The organism is Rathayibacter sp. VKM Ac-2929 (genome assembly GCF_022815495.1).
In the GTDB taxonomy this organism is placed as follows: domain Bacteria; phylum Actinomycetota; class Actinomycetes; order Actinomycetales; family Microbacteriaceae; genus Rathayibacter; species Rathayibacter festucae.
Map to the genome: position 1 here is coordinate 494,255 of NZ_JALGRV010000002.1, position 23,601 is coordinate 517,855.

Genomic DNA, 23,601 nt, shown 5'->3' on the forward strand with positions numbered 1-23,601 from the left:
GCCACGCTACCCGCCCCGTCCGACACCGGAGCGCCGCTCAGGAGTGGGGGAGCAGGTAGCCGTCCTCCGGCGTGCCTGTGGCCAGGCCGTCGGCGAGGAGGCCGGCGAGGGCGCGGTCGCGCTGCTCGGCGTCCGGCCAGAGCGAGGCGATCTCGGCCGCGGTCACCGGGCCGTGCGCGGCGCGGAGCTCGGCGAGGATCAGGCCGCGGACCTGCCGGTCGGAGCCCTCGTACTTCTTCTGCCGCGCCTTGACCGGGCCGTCGTAGGCCGGGTAGCCGGCGGCCCGCCACGCGCAGGCGTCTCGGATCGGGCAGGCGTCGCAGCGGGGAGCGCGGGCGGTGCAGACGATCGCGCCGAGCTCCATCGCGCCCGCGTTGAAGGCGGCGGCGTCGGCGAGGTCGTCGGGGAGGAGTGCCTCCATCGCGGCGAGGTCGGCCTTCGCGCGCGGCGGGCCGGGCTCGGCCGCGCCGTCGATCGCGCGGGCGATCACGCGCCGGACGTTGGTGTCGACGACGGGGTGCCGGTGGCCGAAGGAGAAGACGGCGATCGCGCGCGCGGTGTAGTCGCCGATGCCGGGGAGGGCGAGGAGCGTGTCGACGTCGTGCGGGACGACCCCGCCGTGCTGCTCGGTGATCGCGACGGCGCAGGCGTGCAGGCGCAGCGCGCGGCGCGGGTAGCCGAGCGACTGCCAGGCGCGCACCGCCTCACCCGGAGGGACGGCCGCCAGATCGGCCGGGGTCGGCCAGCGCTCGAGCCACTCGGCGAGCCGCGGGATCACCCGAACGACCGGCGTCTGCTGGAGCATGAACTCGCTGACGAGGGTGCCCCAGGCGGGGAAGCCCTCGCGGCGCCAGGGCAGATCGCGGGCGTTCTCGCGGAACCAGTCGACGATCGCGGCGGAGAGTGCGGGCGTCGGTGCGACGGGCACCGATGCGACGGGCACCGATGCGGCGGGCGTCGATCCGGTGGGCATCAGGTCACCCTAGGCCGTCCCGCGTATCGTGGGCGAATGACCAAGTGGGCTCCGCAGAAGGCCGATGTGCTCGACGCTCTCGCGGCGGAGGTGCTGCACAACTACGGGCACGGCCGCGTGACGATCGGGATCGACGGCGACGACCCGGAGGTGTCCGGCGCGTTCGCGCTCGCACTGGCCGAGGCGATGCGCCGGGCGGGCCGGGACACGGTGGTCGCGCACCTCGCCGACTTCCGCCGTCCCCGGGCCGAGCGGGAGGATCCGTCGATCCCGGAGGCGCAGCGCGCCTACCTCGCGGGCTACGACTACGAGCTGCTGCGCCGGGTGCTGCTCGATCCGTTCAAGCTGGGCGGCAGCACCGGCTTCGTCCTGGCCGGTTACGACGGCGTGCGCGACGAGGCGCGGCAGGCGCGCTGGCGCACCGCCGGCCGCGACGCCGTGCTGCTCGTCGACGGGCCGTTCGCTCTGCGCCCCGAGCTCCGCGGAGCGTGGAGCACGTCGATCCGGCTCGACACCCAGGAGCCGCCGGTCGACGAGGCCTACCGGGCGAGCACGGATCCGAAGCGGATCGCGGGGATCCTGGTGGACGTCCGCGACCCGGAGCACCCGCGCCGGCTCTTCGCCGACTCCTGCTGAGCTGTCCCGCGCTCCTCCGCTAGACGGAGGACGCCCGCCGGACCACGTCGTCCGGCGGCAGGAACGCGCCCGAGCGCTCGACCTCGTGCACGAGCTCCACGAGCAGCTGGTTGACCGGCGCCTCGCGCCCGAGGCGGTGCGCGGTGCGGACGACGGCGCCGGCCAGGTGGTCGATCTCGCTCGGGACTCCGCGCCGCACGCTCTGCAGCGTCGACCCGGGGTTCGGCACGTCGCCCATCCGGGTCGCCATCCGCCGGGGCAGCAGCTCGACGACCGGCAGCGGCGCGGCGGCGAGCGCGCGGATCCGGGCGTCGGAGAGACCCTGCAGCGCGCCGAAGCGGACGCCGGCGGCCAGGCCGGTCCGCGCCGCCTCCCGCATCGCCCGCGCGAGCAGCCGGCGCAGGCCCGGGTGCGCGATCGTCTCCTGCACCGAGAGGCCGGTGATCGCGGGCAGCGCGTTGACCTCGTTGATCAGCAGCTTCGTCCACTGCGCCCCGAGGAAGTCGTCGGTGGTGGCCGTGGGCACCGCCTCGCCGAGGATCGCGGCGGCCCGGCGGACGTCGTCGTCGGCGAGGCGGCCGGGGACGCCGAGAGTCGTCGTCGCCGGGGCGGTCACCGTGACGCGGCCGGGCTCGAGGTGGCTGGCCGCGAAGAGGGCGAGCGCGCCGACGAGGCGGGCGTCGCGGACCTGGCGGGCGGCGGCGTCGAGGCCGTCGAGCCCGTTCTGAACCACGACGAGGAGCGTGCCGTCGACCGTGCGGCGGTTGGCGCGGAGCGCGTCCTCGGCGTCCTGCGCCTTCGTGCAGAGCACGGCGAGATCAGGGACGAGGTCGAGCGTCTCGCCGCAGCGCACCCAGGCGGTGTGCTCGCCCCAGGCGCCGTCGAGGCGAAGGCCCTGCCGCCGGATCGCCGTGAGGTTCTCGCCCCGGGCGGTCACCTCGACGTCGTGTCCTGCGCAGTCCAGGAGAGCGGCGACGGTGCCGCCGACGGCGCCCGCTCCGAGTACGGCGATCCTCATCCGGACAGCCTAGAACCGCGGCGAGCGGCGGCCGTGCCGGGCGCGGGCTCCGCGGGGCCGACTCCCGAACTGCGCGTGTATCCTCGCACCCGTGCTCGAGACTCCCAGCCCTTCTGCGGCGGCTCCGAACGGGATCCTCCTGCTGGACAAGCCGGGCGGGATCACCAGCCACGACCTCGTCTCGCGGACCCGCCGCCGCGCCGGGACGCGCAAGGTCGGACACGCCGGGACGCTCGATCCGATGGCGACCGGGCTGATGATCCTGGGCCTCGGCCCCTCGACGCGGCTCCTCACCTACCTGGTCGGCCTCGACAAGGAGTACGAGGCGACGATCCGCCTCGGCGCCGCGACGAGCACCGACGACCGCGAGGGCGAGACGCTCACGACCGCCGAGCCCGGTGCCGTGGCGGCCCTCACCGCCGAGGCGGTCGACGCCGTTGTGGCGACTCTCACCGGTGCGATCGAGCAGATCCCGAGTGCCGTCAGCGCCATCAAGGTGGACGGCCGCCGCGCCTACGCCCGGGTGCGCGACGGCGAGGAGGTCGTGCTGCCGGCCCGTCCCGTCACCGTGAGCGCCTTCGACGTCCTCGAGCGCCGCGAGGCCGACGGCTTCCTCGACCTCGACGTCCGCGTCACCTGCTCCTCCGGCACCTACATCCGCGCGCTCGCGCGCGACCTCGGCGCCGCGCTCGGCGTCGGCGGGCACCTCACCGTGCTCCGCCGCACGGCCGTCGGCCCGTTCCGGGTCGCCGGGGCCGGCGTCATCGACGAGCTCGACGTCCCCGCCGCCCTGCTCACGCCGACCGCTGTCGCGGGCGAGCTGTTCCCGCTGCTGCACCTGGACGCCGGCGAGGCGGTCGACCTCGCGAACGGCAAGCGGATCCCGGTGCCCGAGGCGTTCGCGGGAGCCAAGGGCCTGCTCGCCGCCGTCGGTCCGGGGGAGCGCCTGGTCGGCCTCGCCGAGCGCCGCGGCGCCGCGCTGAAGAGCGTCGTCAACTTCCCCACCGAGGACCTCCGGGTGGCGACGTCGTGATCGATTGGTTCACCACCCTCCAGGTCGGCATCGCCGTGGCGGCGGGACTGCTCTGCCTGGTGCTCGGAATGATCGGCCGGCGCCCCTCCGACGTCACGGTCGGGGCCACCGCGATCGTCGAGCTGCTGCTGATCGTCCAGCTCGCCGTCGCGATCGTCTCGCCCCTGGTCGGCAACCGGCCCTCGGGCAGCCTGCCGGAGTTCTACATCTACCTGGTCTCGGCGCTGATCCTGCCGCTCGCCGCCGGCTTCTGGGCGCTGATCGAGCGCAGCCGGTGGAGCACGGTCATCCTCGGCGTCGTCTGCCTCGCGATCGCCGTGATGGTCTACCGGATGCACCAGATCTGGTTCTTCCAGGCCGCCTGACGCTCCCGATCCCCGGCCGAGGGGGAGAGGGCGCAGCGAGCGCCTACCATTGACCCTGCGATGTCGAACCAACCCAGCGATGCGCCCGGACGGGCGGCCCAGGACCCAGCTCTGCCACACCCCGATCAGCGACCCGCCCGCTCGGCGCGGTCCCGGGGGATCGGCAGCCTCCTCGTCGTCGTCTACGGCATCCTCGCGCTCGCCGCGACGGGCCGCTCGGTCTTCCAGATCATCGACCGCTTCGACGAGGCGCCGCTCGCGTTCTCGCTCTCGGCGCTCTCCGCCGTCGTCTACATCCTCGCGACCATCGCCCTCGTGGCGCCCGGCCGGGTCTGGCAGCGCATCGCCTTCGTGACGATCACCTTCGAGCTGGTGGGCGTGCTCGTCGTCGGCGCGATCAGCGTGCTGGCGCCGCAGCTGCTCGGGCTCTCGAGCGCGGATCCGTTCGGCCGGCAGTCGACGGTCTGGGCGGCGTTCGGCGCGGGCTACCTGCTCATCCCGCTCGTGCTGCCGGTGCTCGGGCTCTGGTGGCTGCGGGTGCAGGGCCGGCGCTCCGCCGCGGGGAAGCAGGCCTGATGCGCGTCGAGCAGCGCCCCGCCGACCTCACCGGCATCGGCCCGTCCGCGGTCACCATCGGCAAGTTCGACGGCGTGCACACCGGCCACCGGGCCGTCATCGACACCCTGCACGCGCGGGCCCGCGAGCGCGGTCTCGCGGCGGTCGTCGTCACCTTCGACCGCAATCCGCTCAGCGTGATCGCCCCGGAGAAGTGCCCTCCGGCGCTGGTCGGCAACGAGCAGAAGCTCGAGCTGCTGGCCGGGACGGGGATCGACGCGACCCTCCTGCTGGCGTTCGACGAGCGGTTCCGCGCGCTCACCCCCGAGGAGTTCGTGCAGCAGGTGCTCGTCGACGCCCTGGAGGCGCGCGTGGTGCTGGTCGGCTCGGACTTCCGCTTCGGTGCCCACGGCGCCGGCGACGTCGCCATGCTGCGCACGCTGGGCGAGACCCACGGCTTCGAGGTCGAGCTGATCGACGACGTGCGGCCCGAGCACGGCCGCCGGGTGTCGTCCACCTGGATCCGCGAGCTGCTCGCCGAGGGCGACGTCGAGCACGCGACCTGGCTGCTCGGCCACGAGCCGGTGGTGCGCGGCGTCGTCGTGCACGGCGCCAAGCGCGGCCGCGAGCTCGGCTTCCCGACCGCGAACCTCTCGCCCGAGTCGCAGGGGCTGATCCCCGCCGACGGCGTCTACGCCGGCCGCTTCGTCACCGAGGGCCGCAGCTACCCGGCCGCGATCTCCGTCGGCAGCAACCCGACCTTCGTCGGCGTGCCGCCCAAGCAGGTCGAGGCCTACCTGCTGGACGAGACGATCGACCTCTACGACCGCGTCGTCGACGTGGCCTTCGTCTCGCGGATCCGCGGCCAGGTGGCCTACGAGGGCGTCGAGCCGCTGATCCGGCAGATGAACGACGACGTCGAGAAGGTCCGCACGATCCTCGGCGCGGAGCGACCGGCCGGCTGACGCCTCCGGAGTCCGCGGGGGTGGCTCCGGCGGTCCTAGCAGTGGCCGGAGCGGCGCACCAGCGGGAGAGCGTCCAGGGGTGGCGGCGTACCGTGGCTCGCATGAGCGAATCCTCACCCGCCCCGTCGCGCCCCTCGGACCCGTCGCGCCCGCTGGCGCTCGTCACCGGAGCGACCGGCTACATCGGCGGCCGCCTCACCCCGCGCCTGCTCGAGGCCGGCTACCGGGTCCGCGTGCTGGTCCGCGACCCGCGGAAGCTCGCCGAGGTCCCGTGGGCCGAGGAGGTCGAGGTGGCGCAGGGCGATCTCAGCGACCCGGAGTCGCTGGCGGCCGCGTTCGAAGGTGTCGACGTCCTCTACTACCTCGTGCACTCGATGGGCTCGGGCGCCGACCACGCGCGCTTCGAGCAGGTGGAGAGCCGCGCCGCCATGAACGTCGCCGAGGCCGCGCTCGCGGCCGGTGTCGACCGGATCGTCTACCTCGGCGGCCTGCACCCGGACGTGGAGAAGCTCTCGCCGCACCTGCGCTCACGGGCCGAGGTGGGCCGCATCCTGATGGCCTCCGGCGTGCCGACGATCGCGCTGCAGGCCGGCGTCATCATCGGCTCCGGCTCCACCTCGTTCGAGATGGTCCGCCACCTCACCGACGTGCTGCCGTACATGCCCGCGCCGCAGTGGGTCCGCAACTTCATCCAGCCGATCGCCGTCCGCGACGTGCTGCACTACCTGCTCGGCGCCGCCGCCCTCGAGGACGCGACGCTGAACCGCACCTTCGACATCGGCGGGCCGGACGTGCTCCGCTACGGCCAGATGATGAACGGCTACGCGGTCGAGGCGGGGCTCGCGCAGCGGCCGATCGCGTCGCTGCCGGTGTTCACGCCGTGGCTCGCCTCGCAGTGGGTCAATCTGGTGACGCCGATCCCGCGCTCGCTCGCGGTGCCGATCATCGCGTCGCTGCAGTACGACTGCGTGGTGCGCGAGGACGACATCCGCGCGCTGATCCCCGACCCCGAGGGCGGCCTGACGCCGTACCGCCGCTCGGTCCGGCTCGCGCTGGGCAAGATGCAGGCGGGCGAGATCGAGACCAGCTGGCAGAACGCCGAGGTCGTCGGCGCCCCCAGCGACCCGCTGCCGAGCGACCCGGAGTGGGCCGGCCACACGGTCTACGTCGACCTCAAGGTCCGTAGGACGGACGCCGATCCGGCCAAGCTCTGGCGGGTCATCGAGGGCATCGGCGGCACCAACGGCTGGTACTCCTTCCCGCTGGCCTGGGCGATCCGCGGCTGGATGGACAAGCTCGTCGGGGGAGTGGGCCTGCAGCGCGGGCGCCGCGACTCCGAGCGGCTGCACGCCGGCGACGCTCTGGACTTCTGGCGCGTCGAGGCGATCGAGCGGCCGACGCTGCTGCGCCTTCGCGCGGAGATGAAGGTGCCCGGCGGTGCCTGGCTGGAGATGCGTGCGGAGCCCGGCGAGGACGGCGGATCGGTGTACACCCAGCGCGCCGTGTTCTTCCCGCAGGGGCTCGGCGGCCGGCTCTACTGGTTCGCCGTGCTGCCCTTCCACGGCGTGATCTTCAACGGGATGGCCAACCGCATCACGGCCACCGCGACCGACCTCGCGGACGCCGGCGAGGAGCGCTCCCCTGGTGGGCGCGGGGCGCAGCGGTGACAATGGAGGGGTCCGCGGGCGGCGACGCCGCCTCGGACGCGAACGAGAGGAGCACGATGAGCGAACGATCGGACACGGACGCGGGGCGCGATCTCCAGCTGGGAAAGGTCGCCTTCATCGGCGACAGCATCATCCAGGGCGGGTCCTGGGACGAGTGGTTGACCGCGTCGACGGTCGTCGACGAGGGCATCGGCGGAGCGACCAGCGACGACGTCGTGGAGCGGCTGCCCGGGCTCGTCGAGGGGGCGCCCGACACGGTGGTCCTGCTGGTCGGGACGAACGACCTGGCCTACCACCGCACGACCGAGCACATCGTGCGCAACATCGAGACCATCGTCGCGACCTTCCGCCGCGACCTCCCCGACGTGCGGATCCTGGTGACCTCGATCCTGCCGCGCGCCCGCGAGTTCGGCGCGCAGATCCGCGAGGTCAACCGCCACCTCTGGCAGTTCGCGCCCACCGCGCACGCCGGCTACCTCGACCTCTGGCCGGTGCTCGCCGGCGAGGACGGCGCCCTGCTCGAGCAGTACTCGCCCGACGGCCTGCACCTCAACGAGGCCGGCTACGGCGCCTGGCGCGAGGCCCTCGGCCCGGCCCTCGACTCGGTGCTGCGGATGCCGCCGCGCACCCGGCCGATCACGCTGCCGTACGACGAGTTCGCGCGGCCGAAGACGGCGTAGAGCCTCACCGCGAAGGGGGAGTGGGACCGTGTGGTCCCCTCCCCTTTCTCGTTGTCGAGAACGGCGGATTGCGCGTTCATGCGGGTCTTCGGGGATCGATCAGCGGTTCTTGCCGGGGTCATAGGCAGTGGCGGCACTGTCGATCGTGCACCCGGCCGGGTGCGGACGAGAGCCGGAGGCGCAGCATGAGCAGCACGATCGAGAACCAGGCACCGGGGACGGCGGAGTGGCCGCCGCCGACGGCGGGGACCGCGGCACCGGGCGCGGCGGAGCCGGCGCGGTCGCATCAGCCGCTCTGGCGACGGCGCCGCGCCCGGTGGATCGCGCTCGCCGTCCTCGCCGGTCTGCTGTTGCTGGGCGGCGGCTTCGGGATCGGCTACGCCGTCGGGAACTCGGTCGGGTCCTCCGCCGTCGGCGGATTCGACCCGTCGCAGCGAGGCGGGATGCCGGACGGCGGCTTCCCCGGCGGTGGTGGTCCCGGGTCGTTCGGCGGCCAGGGGAGCGGCACCGGGACGGACTCGGGCACGGACTCCGGTACCGGAGCGGACGCGGGCTCAAGCGCCGCGACCGGGACGGCGAGCTAGCCGAGCGCCTCGCGGAAGGCGGCGAGGGCGTCGTCCGAGAAGAGCACGAAGCGGACCTCGTCGAGAGTGCCCGGTCCGTCCTCGGCGGCGGCGAGCCGGACGGAGTCGACGGCGATGCGCGCGGCGCTGGCCATCGGCCAGCCGTAGACGCCGGCGGAGACAGCGGGGAACGCGACGGTGCGGGCGCCGAGGGAGCGGGCGACGCGGATCGACTCGGTGTAGGCGGAGGCGAGGACAGCGGAGCGATCGTCACTCCGCGAGTAGACGGGGCCGACGGTGTGCACGACCCAGCGGGCGGGCAGGCGGCCGGCGGTGGTCGCGACCGCGGAGCCGGCGGGGAGTCCGTCGCGCAGCTCGCCCGCCCGGAGGCGCCGGCACTCCTCGAGGATCTCGGGACCGCCCGCGCGGTGGATCGCCCCGTCGACCCCGCCGCCGCCGAGCAGCGTCGAGTTGGCGGCGTTGACGATCACGTCGACCTGCTCGCGGGTGATGTCGCCGCGGACGGCGGTGAGCGCGGTCACGAGCGGTTGTTCGACAGCTCGAAGATCTTCACGAGCTCGGCGATGGCGGCCTCGCGCGCGTCGCCGCCCTCGTCGAACATCGCGGTCACGTGTGTGCGCAGGTGGTTCTCGACGATCAGCTTGTTCAGCGAGCCGAGCGACTTCTGGATGGCGAGCGACTGCGTGACGATGTCGACGCAGTAGTCCTCGTTCTCGATGGCCTTCTCGAGGCCGCGCATCTGGCCCGCCAGGATGCGGGCGCGGTGCAGGGAGCGCTTCTTCAGATCCTCGATCACCCGCACAGTTTACGCCGGGACGCCGATACCCGGCGGGGGTATCGGCCGGCGAGACGACGCGGACTGTGATCCGTGAACGCGTCGGCGCCCGTTTCGAGTCGTCTCGATCGGTGTGCGGCGCTCGAGTGGACGCGTGCTGGGGTGTGCAGGCCTGTCCGGACCCGATTCGCGTCCGTTCGCTCACGAACAGGGCCGCGCTCCTTCGAGTCGACCCTCGATGGGGTCTGCGGGCGCACTCGCGCCCCGTCCGGGTCGATTCGCTCGGGGCGAGGAGGCCGAACGGACAGCTGTCGGGGTCTGCGGGTGAGTCAGGACCCGGTCCGGGTCCGTTCGTGACGGCGCGGGGGCACGGCTCTGCGAGTGGACGCGGACTGGTGCCTGTGCGCGGGCGTGCGCCCGGTTCGGGTCGGTTCGCGCGAGGGGCGGGAGCCGAACGGGCCCGTGCGGGGTTCCACAGCGGAGCGGTCGGGACCGCCCCGTACGATCGACGGGTGAACGCTGAGAAGTCCGGCCCCCCGCGCGGCGGCACGACCGCCCGCTACCCGTCCCGCTCGAGCGCGCGGATGGCGCTGGCGCCGGGGATCCTCGAGGCGATCATCCTGCTCGCAGGGCTCGCGCTGGTCGGCGGCGACGCCTACGACTTCGTCCGGTACCCGGTGGCGATCCTCGCGGCCGTCATCGGCTGGTTCGCGATCCAGGCGAAGGCGTACTACTGGCTGATCGGGCTCGCGCCGATCGTCGTGCTCTGGAACCCGGTCTTCCCGTTCTCGTTCCCGGACGCCGTCTGGTCCTCGCTGCACCTGGCCGCGGTCGGCGTCGTGGTGGCCGCCGGCCTGATCATCCGGGTGCGCGTCGCCGAGTGATCCGGCGGCCGCTGGACGCGCCCGCAGGCGCAGGTGCCGCCGATCCGGCGCTGAGGAGTAGACTCGTCGCGCACCCGCACGCCGGGGATGCTGCGACCGGGTCTCAGACCCGTTGCTCGGAGCTCCCGACGGCCACCGGGCGCATCGGTGCCCGTCTCGTCTCCGACGCGACGCGGCCAGTGCAACACAAGCGGTGCAGGCAAGACACGCACAGCACGCAAGATTCGCACAGTGCAATGCGACGGTAGAGCGCGGGAACCCCTCCTCCGCCCCCGTCCACGTCGAGGAGGAGCATGGCTCGCAGCGGCCAGCGTCAGTCCGGTCAGTCGCGTCGTTCGACGAGCGCGAGCCCGGGAACTCGGCCCCGATCGCGCCCGCGCGGCGTCGACAACTCCGGGATCATCCCGATCCTCGCCCGTCGCGTGCGCGAGGTCGAGGCGAAGGCCCAGACCGGCAAGGTCGGGCCCACCAATCGCACGAAGTTCCTCGTCATCGCCCTGCTGATGCGCGAGGAGCGCAAGCGGGTGAAGAGCGACACCGAGCTGAGCGACTCGCAGCGCGCGGAGGAGATGAAGCGCCTCGACGGCATCGCGACGATCCTCGCGAAGACCGCGGCGCGCGACACCAGCCTGATCGCCCTGCTCGAGTCGGAGGCCGGCATCACCGCGGCCGCGCAGAAGCTGCGCCGCGACTGGCTGCTGGAGGCCGGCGCCGAGCTGAGTCCCGACGAGCTGCTGATCGTGACCGAGCCGGAGCCCAAGCCGGAGATGCCGGTCAACCAGGTCGTGCCGCCGTCGGTGCGCGCCCGCCAGCTCGCCAACCCCTTCCTCCCGCCGGACTTCTCGATCGCCAGCGCGCCCACCCCCGCCCGCCGTCGCCTCGACGACTGGGAGCTGCTCGGTCCGCTCTTCAAGGCGTTCGAGTACGGCGCCGGCGGCCGCGCCGCCAGCATGGAGCTGCCCGAGCCGCCGAAGATCGACCGGGTGACGCCGCGCGGGCGCGACCTGATGCCGCACCAGGCCCGCTTCATCGAGGGCGCGCGCGAGGGGCACCGCAGCTTCCTGCTCGCCGACGAGCCGGGCCTCGGCAAGACGGCGCAGAGCCTCCTCGCCGCGTCCGTCACCGGCTCCTACCCGCTGCTGGCCGTCGTGCCCAACGTCGTGAAGATGAACTGGGCGCGCGAGGTCGAGCGCTGGACGCCGCAGCGCCGCGCCACCGTCATCCACGGCGACGGCGGCACGCTCGACGCCTTCGCCGACGTCGTGATCGTCAACTACGACATCCTCGACCGGCACATCGGATGGCTCGGCAGCCTCGGCTTCCGCGGCATGGTCGTCGACGAGGCGCACTTCATCAAGAACCTCCGCTCGCAGCGCTCGCAGAGCGTGCTGGCGCTGGCCGCGAAGATCCGCGAGACGACGCCGGGCCACGACCCGCTGATGATCGCCCTCACGGGAACGCCGCTGATCAACGACGTGGACGACTTCCGCGCGATCTGGCGCTTCCTCGGCTGGATCGACGAGACCAAGCCCGGCCCCGAGCTGATGAGCCTGCTCGAGGACACCGGGCTCACCCCCGCGGACACCGGCTTCTACCCGGAGGCGCGCGAGGCGGTCATCGACCTCGGCATCGTCCGGCGGAAGAAGATCGACGTCGCAGCGGACCTGCCCTCGAAGCGGATCGTCGACCTGCCGGTCGAGCTGGACGACGACCTCGGCCGCTCGATCCAGAAGGCGGAGCGCGAGCTCGGCGCCCGGATGCTGCAGCGCTACAAGGCCGTCACCGCGTCGATCACGCACGAGCTCGACGACGACGAGCGCGAGCGCTTCGTCCGCATCGTCGCGCAGAGCGAGCTCGAGGAGTCGAAGTCGGCCAAGACCGGCGAGAACGTCTTCACGATGGTGCGCCGGATCGGCCAGGCCAAGGCGGCGCTCGCCGCCGACTACGCCTCGCAGCTGGCCCGCTCGGTCGGCAAGGTGGTCTTCTTCGCCAAGCACATCGACGTGATGGACCAGGCGGAGGAGACCTTCGAGAAGCGCGATCTCACCTCCGTCTCGATCCGCGGGGACCAGTCGGCGACGTTCCGCCAGGCGCAGATCGACGCGTTCAACGAGGACCCCGACGTCTCGGTCGCGGTCTGCTCGCTCACCGCGGCGGGCGTCGGCGTCAACCTGCAGGCCTCGTCCAACGTCGTCCTGGCCGAGCTGTCCTGGACCTCGGCCGAGCAGACGCAGGCGATCGACCGCGTGCACCGCATCGGCCAGGAGGAGCCGGTCACGGCCTGGCGCATCATCGCGGCGCACACGATCGACGCCAAGATCGCCGAGCTGATCGACGCGAAGGCCGGCCTCGCCGCCCGCGCGCTCGACGGCGCGGACGCCGAGGTCGCCTCGGCCGACACGGTTCAGCTGGACGCGCTCATGCACGTCCTCCGCGAGGCGATCGGCTGAGCGGAGCCGCGAAGAAGTCGCGCTCGAACACGCTCGAGCGCAGGAACGCGTCGCCCATGGCGGCGCGTTCCGCGTTCGTGCCGCGAGCGGCGGCCGCCTCGGTGATCGCGATCGCGCGCTCGGTCGCGACGGCGAAGGCAGGATCCGCGTAGGTGACGAGCCAGTCCGCGTAGGGGTGCCCGGGCCGGTTCGCCGCGGCGAGGCGCACGCCGATGTCCGCATAGAGCCAGAAGCACGGCAGCAGCGCGGCGACGATCTCGCCGTAGCTCCCTCTCGTGCCGACTGCGAGCAGGTGGTCGATGTAGCCGCGGGTGACGGGGGAGGCCGTCGCCGTGCGCTCGCCGAGGCGGTCGCGGTGCAGCTGCGCCTCCGCCGCCAGAGCCGAGGCCGAGGACTCCGCCCAGAAGATCTGCTCGGCGGTGCTCGGCGCGAGCTGCGCCGCGACCGCGAGGACCCGGGCGTACTCGGTGAGGTAGAGCGCGTCCTGCTCGAGGTACCACTCGAAGTCGTCGCGGGCGAGGCAGCCGTCGCCGAGCGCCGTCACGAACGGCAGCGCGTCGATCTCGGCGCGGAGCTGCTCCGTCTCGGCCCACATCCGCTCGCAGAACGCCGGGGCGCGCAGGCGGTGGAAGTGGTCGATCGGGCCGTTGCCCTCGCCGACACGGAGCGCGTCGGCGCCGCGGAGGGCGCCGTTCAGCCAGTCCTTCGCCTCGGTCAGCGCCTGCGTGAGCGTGTCCGGAGTCGTCCCGCCGCCGGCGAGGAGCGTCGCCATCGCGGAGGAGAGCGAGCAGCCGGTGCCGTGGGTGTTGCGGGTGGCGACACGCTCGCCCGGCACCTCGCGCACGCCGCCGTCCGGGGTGACGATCGCGTCGGGCGTCGCCGGGCCGTCGAGGTGCCCGCCCTTCACCAGGACCGCGGTGCCGAGATCCCGGGCCACGGAGCGGGCCTGCTCGAGGGCGGCGGACCAGTCGGCGGCCGGCTCGGCTCCGGCGAGCACGGCCAGCTCGGGGAGGTTGGGCGTGACGAGGCCGGCACGGCGGACGAGCGCGCGGACCGCCTCCTCCGCCTCGGGGTCGAGCAGGCGGTGGCCGCTGGTGGCGACCATCACCGGGTCGACGACGACGAGCGGCGGGCGGACGTCGTCCAGCCAGGCGGCGATGATCCCGCCCAGCTCGGCGTTCGCGATCATGCCGATCTTCACGGCGTCGATCTCGACGTCGTCGCTGACCGCGTCGAGCTGCTCGCGGAGGAACGCGGCGGGCGGCAGGTGGATCGAGCGCACGCCGCGGGTGTTCTGCGCGACGAGCGCGGTGACCACGGCCATCCCGTAGCCGCCGAGCGCGCCGATCGACTTGAGGTCGGCCTGGATGCCGGCGCCGCCGGTCGGGTCGGTGCCGGCGATGCTGAGGACGCGGGGGATCGGGCGGGGCAGCGGGAGCGCGGCACTCATCGGTCCCACTCCGCTCGGAAGGCGCGGGCCGCGGACTCCGGATCGTCGGCCGCGCAGATCGCGGAGACGATCGCGAGACCGGCCGCGCCGGCGCGGCGCAGGGCCGCGGCGTCGCCGGCCGTGACGCCGCCGATGGCGACGCAGGGGAGCGGGGTCGCGGCGGCGAGGGCGGCGAAGCCGTCGATCCCGAGTGGGACCGGGTGGTCGGGCTTGGTCGCCGTCGCCCGGATCACTCCGACGCCGAGGTAGTCGACGGTGCCGGCGGGCAGGGCGTGCGCGGCGGAGAGGTGGGCCGGGGTGTTCGCCGTCAGCCCGATCACCGCGTCGGCGCCGAGGATGCTGCGCGCGGCGAGGACCGGGAGATCGGACTGGCCGACGTGCACGCCGTCGACGCGGGCGCCGGCCAGGCGGGCGGCGAGGACGACGTCGACGCGGTCGTCGACCAGCAGGGTCGTGCGCTCGTCGAGGACGGCGGCGACGGCGCAGGTCAGGGCGACGAGCTCGGCGGCGGTCGCGTCGTGGTCGCGGACCTGGACGACGCGGACGCCGCCGGCGACGGCCGTGGCGACCACGGCCGGGACTCCGCGCGGACCGCAGAGGCGGGTGTCGGTGACGAGCTGGAGCGAGAGGTCGATCATGCGATCCGCGCTCCGCTCTCGACGTCGTCGGCAGTGAGTGCGGCGAGAGCGTCGAGGAGGCCGACCGCGAACGAGCCGGGGCCGGCGGCGGTGACGGCGGACTGCTCGGCGGCGAGGCCCCAGACCACGGAGGCGGCGACCGCGGCGCCGAGCGGGTCGGAGCCGCCGGCGCCGAGGAAGGCGGCCATCACGGCGCCCAGCGCGCAGCCGCCGCCGGTGACGCGGGTGAGCAGCGGGTGCCCTCCGGCGACGCGGACGACGCGCTCGCCGTCGGTGACGACGTCGACGGCTCCCGAGACGGCGACGACGGCTCCTGAGCGGTGGGCGAGCGCAGTCGCGGCCTCCAGCGCCTCCTCCGGGCCGTCGACGGCGTCGACACCGCGACCGCCCGCACCGAGGCCGGCGAGGGCGAGGATCTCGGAGGCGTTGCCGCGGATGATCGCGGGTCGCGCCTCGAGCAGCTCGGCCGCGAGCGCGGTGCGCACCGGCAGCGGGCCGACGGCGACCGGGTCGAGCACCCAGGGTGTGCCGGCCGCGTTCGCCGCCGCGACGGCCTCGCGGGCGCCGTCGCGCTGCTCCGCGTGCGGGGTGCCGAGGTTCACCAGCGTCGCGGAGGCGATGCCGGCGAAGACGCCGGCCTCGCCGGGCAGATCGCACATCGCGGGGCTCGCGCCGAGCGCCAGCAGGCTGTTGGCGGTGAAGCCGGTGACCACCGCGTTGGTGATGCACTGAACGAGCGGCACGGCGGACCGCAGCCCGTCGAGGTCTCGGGCGACGGCCGGGCCGTCGAGGAGGGTCGGGTGGGCAGGCGTGCGAATGCTCATTCGCGACATCCCTTCGCTAGTACGAACTAGATCAGGTTCGACGGGTCTCATCTCAGCCCTGGTGGGCACCCCGTGTCACTGCCGACGACCCTAGCGGGTCGCTCCGTCACGCCGTGAGGATCCTGCTGTCTCCGCGGTCGCTGACGACGACCTTGAGCCCGGTCGGCAGCCGCTCGCGCATCGCGTCGACGTGGCTGATGAGGCCGATCGTGCGCCCGCCCGAGCGCAGCGCGTCGAGGGTGCCGAGCGCGGTCTCGAGGGTCTCGGCGTCGAGCGAGCCGAAGCCCTCGTCGATGAACATCGTCTCGAGCGAGACGCCGCCGGACTGCATCGTGACCACGTCGGCCAGGCCGAGGGCGAGGGCGAGCGAGGCGAGGAACGTCTCGCCGCCGGAGAGCGACGCGGGCTGCCGGCGGGCGCCGGTGAAGGCGTCGAGCACGTCGATCCCGAGCCCGGAGGCGGCGCCGCGGTAGGCGAGCGAGTCGTCGTGCACGAGCGCGTAGCGGCCGCTGGTCATCGCGTTCAGCCGCAGATTCGCGGCGGCCACGATCTCCTCGAGCCGGCCCGCGAGGGCGAAGGCCTCGAGGTCCATCCGGCGGGTGTTCTGCCCGCGGCCGTCGATCGTCTCGGCGAGGGCGCGGAGCTCCTCGTGCCGGCGCAGGCGCTCGTCGAGAATCGCCAGTCGCTCCTCGGCGCGGCCCGCCAGCTCGGCGAGCCGGGCGGCGCGGTGCTCGAGCACCGAGTGCCGCGAGCGGGCCTCGTCGCGGCGGGCGGAGGCGGCGCGCGCGTCCTCCTCCGCGGCGGCGAGGTCGACGGGGGCGGTCGGCAGGCCGGCGAGCTCGGGGTCGGCCAGCACCGAGTCGACGGAGCTGCGGCGGCGCTCGTGCTCGGCGACCACGGCCTCGGCGCGGGCGCGCTCGCCCGAGGTGAGGGCGGCGGACTCGGCGTCGTCGGCGCTCGCGAAGCCGCGGTCGGCGACCACCTCGGCGAGCTGGACCTCGGCGGCCTCGGCCGCCTCGCGGCGCGTGGTCGATGCGTCCTCGGCCTCGACGAGCGCGTCGGCCAGGCGGCGCTGCGCGGTGAGGGCCGCGACGCGGTCGGCGATGCTGGCCGCGCCGTCGCGGTGGGCGTCGATCCGCTCGCGCAGGAGGCGCAGCGCCTCGGCGGCGAGGGCGGCGTCGGAGCTGAGGCGCTGGTGCTCGGCGCGGGCGGTCTCGAGGGCGGCCGCGAGGTCGTCACTGCGGAGACGGAGGTCCGACCGCTCGCGCCGCAGCTCCTCGAGCCGCGTCGCGGCGCTCCGGGACGCGGTGAGCCGCGTCTCGGCCTCGGCACGGGCGGTCTGCAGCTCCTCGGCGGTCGTGGCGCCGGCCCGCTCCTCGAGAGCCGCCAGGGCGAGCGCGCCGGCGCTCTCGGCTTCGCGGGCGGCGTCCATCGCGGCGGCGGCGCGGTCGACGGCGGTGCGCGCCTTCTCGATCTCGCCGGTGCCGACGGGCGGCAGCTCGCCGTGCTCGGCGGGGCGCGGGTGCTCGCAGGAGCCGCAGACCGGGCAGGGGTCGCCGGGAGCGAGCGCTCCGGCCAGCTCGCCGGCGAAGCCCGCGAAGCGGCGGGCGACCAGCTCGGCGTGCTCGGCGGCGTGGACGCCGTGCACCCGGGCCGCCTCGGCGTGGGCGGAGCGGAGGCGATCGAGCGCGGTCGCGGCACTCGCGCGCTCGGCGGCGGCGCGGATCCGGCGCTCGAGCGCGGCCAGCTCCTCGGTGCGGGCCGGCAGCGCCGTCGCGTCCGGCGCGAGCGCGTCCTCCTCCGCGGAGAGCGCGTCGAGAAGGGCGGGCAGCGCCCGCAGGTCGCGATCGAGGACGGCCAGCGCGGCGGTGGACCGCTCGCGTGCGGTGACGGTCCGCTCGGCGCGGCGGACCGCCTCGGGCAGGCCGCGCTCGTCGGCCAGCGCATCGGTCAGCGCGCCGAGCGTTCCGGCGAGGCGCTCCGCGGCCCGGGCGGCGGCGGCCCGGTCCGCGGGCTCGTCGAAGGCGGCCGTGAAGGCTACGGCGGCGCTCTCGCGGCTCCGGTCGGCGGCGGCAGACCTCTCCGCCGCCGAGCGCGCGCCCTTCAGCAGCGGCAGCACTCCCTCGGCCCGTCGGGCCCGCTCGATCCGCTCGCGCTCCCGGACGACGAGCGACTCCGCGACCGCGAGCTCCTCGGCCTCGATCAGCGCGCTCCGGCGGCGGTCCTGCGCCCGCTTCACCAGCCGCGTCTCGTCCCGGGCGGTCTCGGCCGCACGGAACGCGGCGTCGGCCTCCGCCACCTCGTCGCGGGCGAGCGCGAGGGGAGCGTCGAGCCGGGTCACCAGGGCGCGGAACCACTCCGCATCGGGCGGTGTCGGCGCCGTCTCCTCGTCACCGGTGAGCCGGACGGCCTCGTCGGCCAGCGCCGTCACGGCCGCGCGCTCCTCCTCGAGCGCCGCTCCGCTCTCCTGCCGCTGCTCGACGAGCCGTCGGCGCAGCAGGTCGTAGCGCTCCGTCGCGAAGAGGGTGCGCAGCAGCCGCTGCCGGTCGTCGTTCTTAGCGAGCAGGAACTCGTGGAAGCGGTTCTGCGCCAGCAGGATGACCTGGAGGAACTGGTCCTTGGTCAGGCCGACGATCCGGCCGATGTCGGCCCCCGTCTCGCGCGCGCTGGAGGACAGACCCCGCCACTCGCCGTCGACGTGCTCGAGCAGCGCGACCTTCGCCGCCTGCCGGGTGGTGCCGCCGCCGCGCTTGGCCGGCCGCTCGTACTCCGGTGAGCGGCGGACCCGGTAGAGCCGGCCCGCCGCCTCGAAGTCGAGCTCGGCGAACGTCTCGTCCTCGGGGGCGCTGTGGTCGCTGCGCAGGCGCGAGGCCGTGCCGTCGAAGCGCGGCACCGAGCCGTAGAGCGCGAAGCTGATCGCGTCGAGGATCGTCGACTTGCCGGCGCCGGTGCGTCCGGCGATCAGGTAGATCCCGACGTCCTCCAGGCGGTCGAAGTCGATCTCCTGCTCCGCGCGGAAGGGGCCGAGACCGGCGAAGGAGAGGCGGCGGATCCTCACCGCAGTGCCTCGGCGTCGACCTGCGCCAGCGCGTCGAGCGCGAGCGCGCGCTCGGTCTCGCTCGCGCCGTGCCCACCGCGGACGTGCGCGAGGAAGTCGTCGATCACCTCGACGTCGCTGCGCCCGCGGATCCGCTCGGCGTAGCGCCGCTCGTCGACCGCCGCGTGCGGGGGCCGGTGCTCGAGCGTCACGCAGCCGGGGAAGCGGGACTGCAGCCGCGCCATCGCGTCGAGCGGGCGCACCTCGTCGGTCAGCACCGCCGAGACCCAGTCCGGCTCGTACTCGGCGAGCGACGGGTCGCTCAGCAGCTCGTCCAGCCGACCCTCGATCACGCTCAGCCGCCGCGGCACGGGCAGCGCCGACCAGGTCACCTCGCCGAGCCCGTCGGCGCCGAGCTCGACCAGCCAGCCGCCGCGCGGCTTCGAGGCCTCGCCGAACGAGTAGTGCAGCGGAGCGCCGGAGTAGCGCACGCTCGGCAGCAGGATCGCCCGCCCGTGGATGTGCCCGAGTGCCGCGTAGTCGGCCGCGGCGAAGTGGTCGACCGAGACGTAGTCGATCCCGCCGGCCGTGATGTCGCGCTCGACCGTGCCGGCCGGGGCGCCGACGGCGAAGCAGTGCGCGAGCACCACCCAGCGCCGCCCGGCCGCCTCGGCGTGCGCGCGGATGCGGCGCATCGCGAAGGCGAGGACGTCCTCGTGGCGGCGGAGCGACTCGTCCGGGTGCCGGTGCCGGTAGAGGGCCGGCTCGAGGTAGGGGATGCCGTAGACGCCGACCTCGAGCCCGCTCCCGTCGCGGAGGACGACCGGCTCGGCGTACGCCTCGGGATCGGTGAGCACGTGCACGCCGGAGCCGCGCAGCAGCCCGGCCTGGAAGCCCAGCCGGGCGGGGGAGTCGTGGTTGCCGCTGGTCAGCACGACCTCGGCGCCGGCCGCGCGGATCGCCTCGAGCGTGCGGGTGAGCAGGGTGTAGTGCTCGGCCGCCGGCACCGCGGAGTCGAAGACGTCGCCGGAGATCAGGACGACGTCGACCGCCTCGGAGCGCACCGTCTCGACGAGTGCGTCGAGCACGACGCCGAGCGCGGCGACGCTCGAGTGGCCGTGGAAGGTGCGGCCGATGTGCCAGTCGGAGGTGTGCAGGAGCTTCACGACCGTCCTTTCGCGGGGTCTGCGGGTGTGCGGTGGCGCTCCCTGTCGTGCCCCTCCAGGCTACTGAGCGGCTCCGACACCGGACGCCGGCCGAGCCGTCGCCGCCGGACACCTCCCGTTCACCCGCGGGTGCAGAATGGGTCGTCGGTCGATCGAAGGAGGCCCCGCGTGAAGCTGCCCCGAGTGCCCTCGACCCTCCTCGGTCTCGGCTCGCGCACCCGCGCCGCCGCCGAGGACACCAGCCCGATCGAGCGGATCCGCCCCGAGGAGGAGCCGGTCCGCCGGAGCACCGTCGACAACGCGATCTACCAGGACGGCCGGCGCGTCGTCTCGCCGCACAGCATCCCGGAGGCGCTCGCCGCCCTGCAGAAGCTGCCGGACGCGATGGCCTGGATCGGCCTCTACCGCCCGACGGAGGCCGAGCTGGCGGCCCTCGAGGACGAGTTCTCGATGCACCCGCTCGCGATCGAGGACGCGATCAGCGCGCACCAGCGGCCCAAGCTCGAGCGCTACGGCAGCGACATGTTCGTGGTGCTGCGGGCCGCGAGCTACGCGGACCAGCGCGAGGAGGTCGACTTCGGCGAGCTCCACCTCTTCGTCGGGCCGAACTTCGTCGTCACCGTCCGCCACTCCGAGAAGCCCGACCTCTCCCTGGTCCGGCGCCGGATGGAGGCCGACCCCGAGCTGCTGCGCAAGGGCCCGGTGGCGGTCCTCTACGCGATCCTCGACGCGGTCGTCGACCAGTACGCCCCGGTCGTCGCCGGCCTCGAGAACGACATCGACGAGATCGAGGCGCAGGTCTTCGAGGGGGACCCCGCGGTGTCCCGGCGCATCTACGAGCTGTCCCAGGAGGTGCTCGACTTCCAGCGGGCGACCCGTCCGCTGACCGGCATGCTCGGCCGGCTGGTCACCGACTTCGACGTCTTCCGCGAGGACGTCGAGCTGCGCCGCTACCTCCGCGACGTCGCCGACCACGTCGCCGTGGTCGACGAGCGCGTCGAGGGCTTCCGGACGACCCTCCGCGAGATCCTCGCGGTGAACGCCACGCTGGTCGCGCAGCGCCAGAACGAGGACATGAAGAAGCTCGCGGAGGCGGGCAACCAGCAGAACGACGAAGTCAAGCGGATCTCCGCCTGGGCCGCCATCTTCTTCGCGCCGACCATGATCTCCAGCGTCTACGGCATGAACTTCGACGCGATGCCCGAGCTGCACCTCGCCTGGGGCTACCCGGCGGCGCTCGGGCTGATGGTCGCCTCGAGCGTGGTCCTGCACCGGCTGTTCAAGCGCTGGGGCTGGCTCTGAGCCGCCGCCGACGGCCGCGCGCGCTGTCAACACCCTGACGGGTCCGGCCGCCGCGCGTAGCGTCGTTTCGAGCCGCCCTCCGCGGCCCGAGTGCAGGGAGACCCGATGAAGCGAATCGATGTGCCGGCGACCGAGCGGACCTCGCTCTGGCGGCAGGACGCCGCTCCGATCCCGGGCGACGCGTTCGTGCCGGGCGCGCACTACGACGACGTGATCGTCGGAGCCGGCCTCTCCGGACTCGTGACGGCGCTCCTGCTCCAGCGCGGCGGCCGCCGCGTGCTCGTCCTCGAGGCCCGCGAGGTCGGCGCGGTCGCGACCGGCAGCAGCACCGCCAAGCTCAGCCTCCTGCAGGGGACGCACCTGTCGAAGATCGCGGCCCGCAACACCCCCGCGGTCACCCGGGCCTACGTCGCCGCGAACCTCGCGGGCTTCACCTGGCTCGTCGACTACCTCCGCGAGGCCGGCGTGCCCGTGCAGCGCCGCACCGCCTACAGCTACGCCCAGACCCCCGACGGGGTGGACGCGGTGCTGCGCGAGCACGAGACGGCCCGCCGCTTCGGCCTGGCCACCCGCCTCGTCGGCTCGCTCGACACGCCCTTCCCGAGCACCGCCGCGGTGGCGCTCGACGACCAGGCGGAGTTCGATCCGATGGCGGTGCTGACGGCGCTCGCCGCCGATTTCCGGGCCGCGGGCGGCGTGCTCGTTCAGGGCGCCCGCGCGCTCGGGCTGCGCGCCTCCTCGCCCGTGCGCGTGCGGACCAGCGCCGGCGAGGTGACCGGCGAGCGGGCCCACCTGCTCACCGGCACGCCGATCCTGGATCGCGGGCTCTACTTCGCCAAGCAGGTCGCCCTGCGCTCCTACGCGGTGGCCTTCCGCGGTGCCGAGACGATCCCGGACGGCATGTACCTCTCCGTCGACGGGCCCTCGCGCTCGATCCGCGACGTGGAGCGGGACGGGGAGCGGCTGCTGCTGATCGGCGGAAACGGCCACGTCGTCGGCCGGCGCGCGCGGACGCAGGAGAGCGTCGACGACCTGATCGCCTGGACCCGCCGCTCCTTCCCCGGCGCCGAGCCGATCGCGCAGTGGAGCGCGCAGGACTACGAAGCGTTCCACCGCGTGCCGTTCGTCGGCTGGCTGCCGCGGGGCCGCGGGCGGATCTTCTTCGCCTCCGGCTACGACAAGTGGGGGATGACCAACGCGGTGCAGGCGGCGCTGACGCTGGTCGGCGACTCGAGGGGCGAGACGCCGCCGTGGGCGAAGGTTCTGCACCGCCGCCCGACGCTGCCCCGGGTGATGGCGGAGGGGGCCGGAGCGCTCGCCGCGGTCGGCGCCTGGTACGCCCGCGGGTACTGGTCCGCTCTGCGCGCGCCGCGCTCGGTGGACGTGGTGCCGGAGGAGGGGCACGGCGCGCTCGCCCGTGACGGGCTCCAGCCCGTCGCCGTCTCGACGGTCGAGGGCCGCCGTTGCGCCGTCTCGGCGGTCTGCCCGCACCTGGGCGGCGTCGTCACCTGGAACGACGCCGAGCGCAGCTGGGACTGCCCGCTGCACGGCTCGCGCTTCGCCGCCGACGGGTCGGTGCTGGAGGGACCCGCGGTCGCGCCGCTCGCGCCGGTGCGCTGACGACCCGCGGCGCTGACGACCCGCGGCGCCGGTCGCCCGGTAGGGTCGGCGCATGGGGGACACACTGCACGTCCGACGACCGATCGCGCCTCGACTCGCGGCGGGCGCGCTCGGCCTGGCCGTCGCTGCCGCCGCGCTGACGGGCTGCACGAGCGGGGGCGGCGCCGAGGCGCAGACCCCGGCGCCGACCGTCACGGTGACGGTCGAGCCGACGGCGCGCGGGACGGTTCCGGGCGAGCAGGACACCAGCGTGTCCTACGTGTGCGGCCGCTACAGCTCGCTGCTCAGCATCGGCTGGACCATGCAGTGGTTCCACGACCGCGGCGACGTCTCGGACGAGGCGTACCAGGTGTTCCTCGAGCGGCAGGCCTTCCAGCTCCAGACGGTGCGGATGCAGAACCCGGAGCCGGACGAGACCGGCGTCTCCGCCGCGTCCTCCGGCATCCGGACCTACCTGCAGGACGCCCAGGCGGCCGCCGGCCGATGGACGTACGACCCGTCCTCACCGGAGTGGAGCACCCTGCAGTCCGACCTCGGGGTCGGCTGCGCCGCCGCCGGCTCGACCCTCGCCTCCTACGCCGAGCCCGAGATGGGCGGCTGAGCCGCCGGCCCGAGAGCACCTGCCGATCGAGCAGCCGCACTGCGCGCCACCCACGTCGATCGAGCAGCCCGCGTTGCGGGCCGCCCCTGCTGGTGACGGAGCCCGCGGAGCGGGCGCCCATGCTGGTCGAGCAGCCCGCGCTGCGCGCTGCCCTTGGCGATCGAGCAGCACGCGGAGCGGCCCCTCATGCTGATCGAGTAGCCCGCGGAGCGGGCGTATCGAGATCCACCATCGCCGGGAGTGCGGGTGATGGTGGGTCTCGATACGCCCCTGCGGGGCTACTCGACCAACATGAGGGGCGTTTCTGCCGGTGATTGGAGCTGCCCGCGGAGCGGGCCCGCATGTGATGGAGCAACCCGCGGAGCGGCCCCCGTGCGA

General features: G+C 74.3%; 22 protein-coding genes and 1 riboswitch. Of the genes, 13 read left to right on the top strand and 9 right to left on the bottom strand.

Annotated features, from left to right (window positions below):
* Window positions 1–37: 37 nt before the first annotated feature.
* Window positions 38–973 (bottom strand): A/G-specific adenine glycosylase, encoded by a 936-nt coding sequence (locus MT355_RS06855; protein ID WP_243598979.1) that lies wholly within the window; start codon window positions 971–973, stop codon window positions 38–40.
* 36 nt (window positions 974–1,009) lie between these two features.
* Between MT355_RS06855 and MT355_RS06860 the strand changes: the two genes are divergently transcribed.
* Window positions 1,010–1,609, top strand: coding sequence for a hypothetical protein (locus MT355_RS06860; protein ID WP_243598980.1), 600 nt, complete (start codon window positions 1,010–1,012; stop codon window positions 1,607–1,609).
* Between the two features lie 19 nt (window positions 1,610–1,628).
* Here the strand turns inward: MT355_RS06860 and MT355_RS06865 are convergent, their stop codons facing one another.
* Window positions 1,629–2,627: a ketopantoate reductase family protein gene (locus tag MT355_RS06865; RefSeq protein ID WP_243598981.1), complete on the bottom strand. Its 999-nt coding sequence runs from the start codon at window positions 2,625–2,627 to the stop codon at window positions 1,629–1,631.
* A 91-nt stretch (window positions 2,628–2,718) separates the two neighbouring features.
* Here MT355_RS06865 and truB point away from each other — a divergent pair, with 91 nt between their 5' ends.
* From truB to MT355_RS06900, 7 genes are all read left to right on the top strand, one after another.
* Window positions 2,719–3,660 (top strand): tRNA pseudouridine(55) synthase TruB, encoded by a 942-nt coding sequence (truB, locus tag MT355_RS06870; RefSeq protein ID WP_243598982.1) that lies wholly within the window; start codon window positions 2,719–2,721, stop codon window positions 3,658–3,660.
* Window positions 3,657–4,025, top strand: a complete 369-nt coding sequence (locus MT355_RS06875; RefSeq protein ID WP_123735382.1) for a hypothetical protein — start codon at window positions 3,657–3,659, stop codon at window positions 4,023–4,025. The genes truB and MT355_RS06875 overlap by 4 nt, the downstream gene beginning before the upstream one ends.
* Before the next feature lie 60 nt (window positions 4,026–4,085).
* Complete coding sequence (locus tag MT355_RS06880) at window positions 4,086–4,601, top strand: hypothetical protein (protein WP_243598983.1); 516 nt, start codon at window positions 4,086–4,088, stop codon at window positions 4,599–4,601.
* Complete coding sequence (locus MT355_RS06885; protein ID WP_123735383.1) at window positions 4,601–5,545, top strand: bifunctional riboflavin kinase/FAD synthetase; 945 nt, start codon at window positions 4,601–4,603, stop codon at window positions 5,543–5,545. The genes MT355_RS06880 and MT355_RS06885 overlap by 1 nt, the downstream gene beginning before the upstream one ends.
* A gap of 101 nt (window positions 5,546–5,646) precedes the next feature.
* The gene (locus MT355_RS06890) at window positions 5,647–7,212 is read left to right on the top strand and encodes an SDR family oxidoreductase (protein ID WP_123445542.1); all 1,566 of its coding nucleotides are present in this window, start codon (window positions 5,647–5,649) and stop codon (window positions 7,210–7,212) included.
* 56 nt (window positions 7,213–7,268) lie between these two features.
* Entirely contained in the window at window positions 7,269–7,892 is a 624-nt protein-coding gene (locus MT355_RS06895) for a GDSL-type esterase/lipase family protein (RefSeq protein WP_243598984.1), read from the top strand.
* 185 nt (window positions 7,893–8,077) lie between these two features.
* The gene (locus MT355_RS06900) at window positions 8,078–8,476 is read left to right on the top strand and encodes a hypothetical protein (protein WP_243598985.1); all 399 of its coding nucleotides are present in this window, start codon (window positions 8,078–8,080) and stop codon (window positions 8,474–8,476) included.
* Here the strand turns inward: MT355_RS06900 and MT355_RS06905 are convergent.
* Window positions 8,473–8,997 carry an O-acetyl-ADP-ribose deacetylase gene (locus tag MT355_RS06905; protein ID WP_243598986.1) on the bottom strand — a complete coding sequence of 175 codons (525 nt, stop codon included), beginning with the start codon at window positions 8,995–8,997 and terminating at the stop codon, window positions 8,473–8,475. The two genes, MT355_RS06900 and MT355_RS06905, sit on opposite strands and share 4 nt — an antisense overlap.
* A complete protein-coding gene (locus tag MT355_RS06910; protein ID WP_123445545.1) occupies window positions 8,994–9,272 on the bottom strand; it encodes a metal-sensitive transcriptional regulator in 279 nt (92 codons plus the stop codon). Before MT355_RS06910 ends, MT355_RS06905 begins: the two co-directional genes overlap by 4 nt.
* Before the next feature lie 491 nt (window positions 9,273–9,763).
* Here MT355_RS06910 and MT355_RS06915 point away from each other — a divergent pair, with 491 nt between their 5' ends.
* Window positions 9,764–10,135: a DUF6804 family protein gene (locus MT355_RS06915; protein ID WP_243586532.1), complete on the top strand. Its 372-nt coding sequence runs from the start codon at window positions 9,764–9,766 to the stop codon at window positions 10,133–10,135.
* A gap of 293 nt (window positions 10,136–10,428) precedes the next feature.
* Window positions 10,429–12,585 carry a DEAD/DEAH box helicase gene (locus MT355_RS06920; RefSeq protein WP_243598987.1) on the top strand — a complete coding sequence of 719 codons (2,157 nt, stop codon included), beginning with the start codon at window positions 10,429–10,431 and terminating at the stop codon, window positions 12,583–12,585.
* On the opposite strand, the gene thiD is transcribed toward MT355_RS06920, so the two are convergent.
* From thiD to MT355_RS06945, 5 genes are all read right to left on the bottom strand, one after another.
* Entirely contained in the window at window positions 12,554–14,035 is a 1,482-nt protein-coding gene (gene thiD / locus MT355_RS06925; protein WP_243598988.1) for a bifunctional hydroxymethylpyrimidine kinase/phosphomethylpyrimidine kinase, read from the bottom strand. The two genes, MT355_RS06920 and thiD, sit on opposite strands and share 32 nt — an antisense overlap.
* Complete coding sequence (thiE, locus tag MT355_RS06930) at window positions 14,032–14,673, bottom strand: thiamine phosphate synthase (protein WP_243598989.1); 642 nt, start codon at window positions 14,671–14,673, stop codon at window positions 14,032–14,034. Before thiE ends, thiD begins: the two co-directional genes overlap by 4 nt.
* Window positions 14,670–15,497: a hydroxyethylthiazole kinase gene (thiM, locus tag MT355_RS06935; RefSeq protein ID WP_243598990.1), complete on the bottom strand. Its 828-nt coding sequence runs from the start codon at window positions 15,495–15,497 to the stop codon at window positions 14,670–14,672. Before thiM ends, thiE begins: the two co-directional genes overlap by 4 nt.
* A riboswitch (TPP riboswitch) is annotated at window positions 15,489–15,580 on the bottom strand. It overlaps the preceding gene by 9 nt.
* A gap of 23 nt (window positions 15,581–15,603) precedes the next feature.
* Window positions 15,604–18,555: an AAA family ATPase gene (locus tag MT355_RS21560; RefSeq protein WP_243598991.1), complete on the bottom strand. Its 2,952-nt coding sequence runs from the start codon at window positions 18,553–18,555 to the stop codon at window positions 15,604–15,606.
* Window positions 18,552–19,700: an exonuclease SbcCD subunit D gene (locus MT355_RS06945; protein WP_243598992.1), complete on the bottom strand. Its 1,149-nt coding sequence runs from the start codon at window positions 19,698–19,700 to the stop codon at window positions 18,552–18,554. The genes MT355_RS21560 and MT355_RS06945 overlap by 4 nt, the downstream gene beginning before the upstream one ends.
* A gap of 168 nt (window positions 19,701–19,868) precedes the next feature.
* On the opposite strand from MT355_RS06945, the gene MT355_RS06950 reads away from it, so the two are divergent.
* The 3 genes from MT355_RS06950 to MT355_RS06960 all read left to right on the top strand — a co-directional run bounded on the left by MT355_RS06950 (window position 19,869) and on the right by MT355_RS06960 (window position 23,223).
* Entirely contained in the window at window positions 19,869–21,002 is a 1,134-nt protein-coding gene (locus MT355_RS06950; protein ID WP_123702982.1) for a magnesium and cobalt transport protein CorA, read from the top strand.
* 105 nt (window positions 21,003–21,107) lie between these two features.
* Window positions 21,108–22,622, top strand: coding sequence for an FAD-dependent oxidoreductase (locus tag MT355_RS06955; protein WP_243598993.1), 1,515 nt, complete (start codon window positions 21,108–21,110; stop codon window positions 22,620–22,622).
* 52 nt (window positions 22,623–22,674) lie between these two features.
* Window positions 22,675–23,223 carry a hypothetical protein gene (locus MT355_RS06960; protein WP_243598994.1) on the top strand — a complete coding sequence of 183 codons (549 nt, stop codon included), beginning with the start codon at window positions 22,675–22,677 and terminating at the stop codon, window positions 23,221–23,223.
* Window positions 23,224–23,601 lie beyond the last annotated feature (378 nt).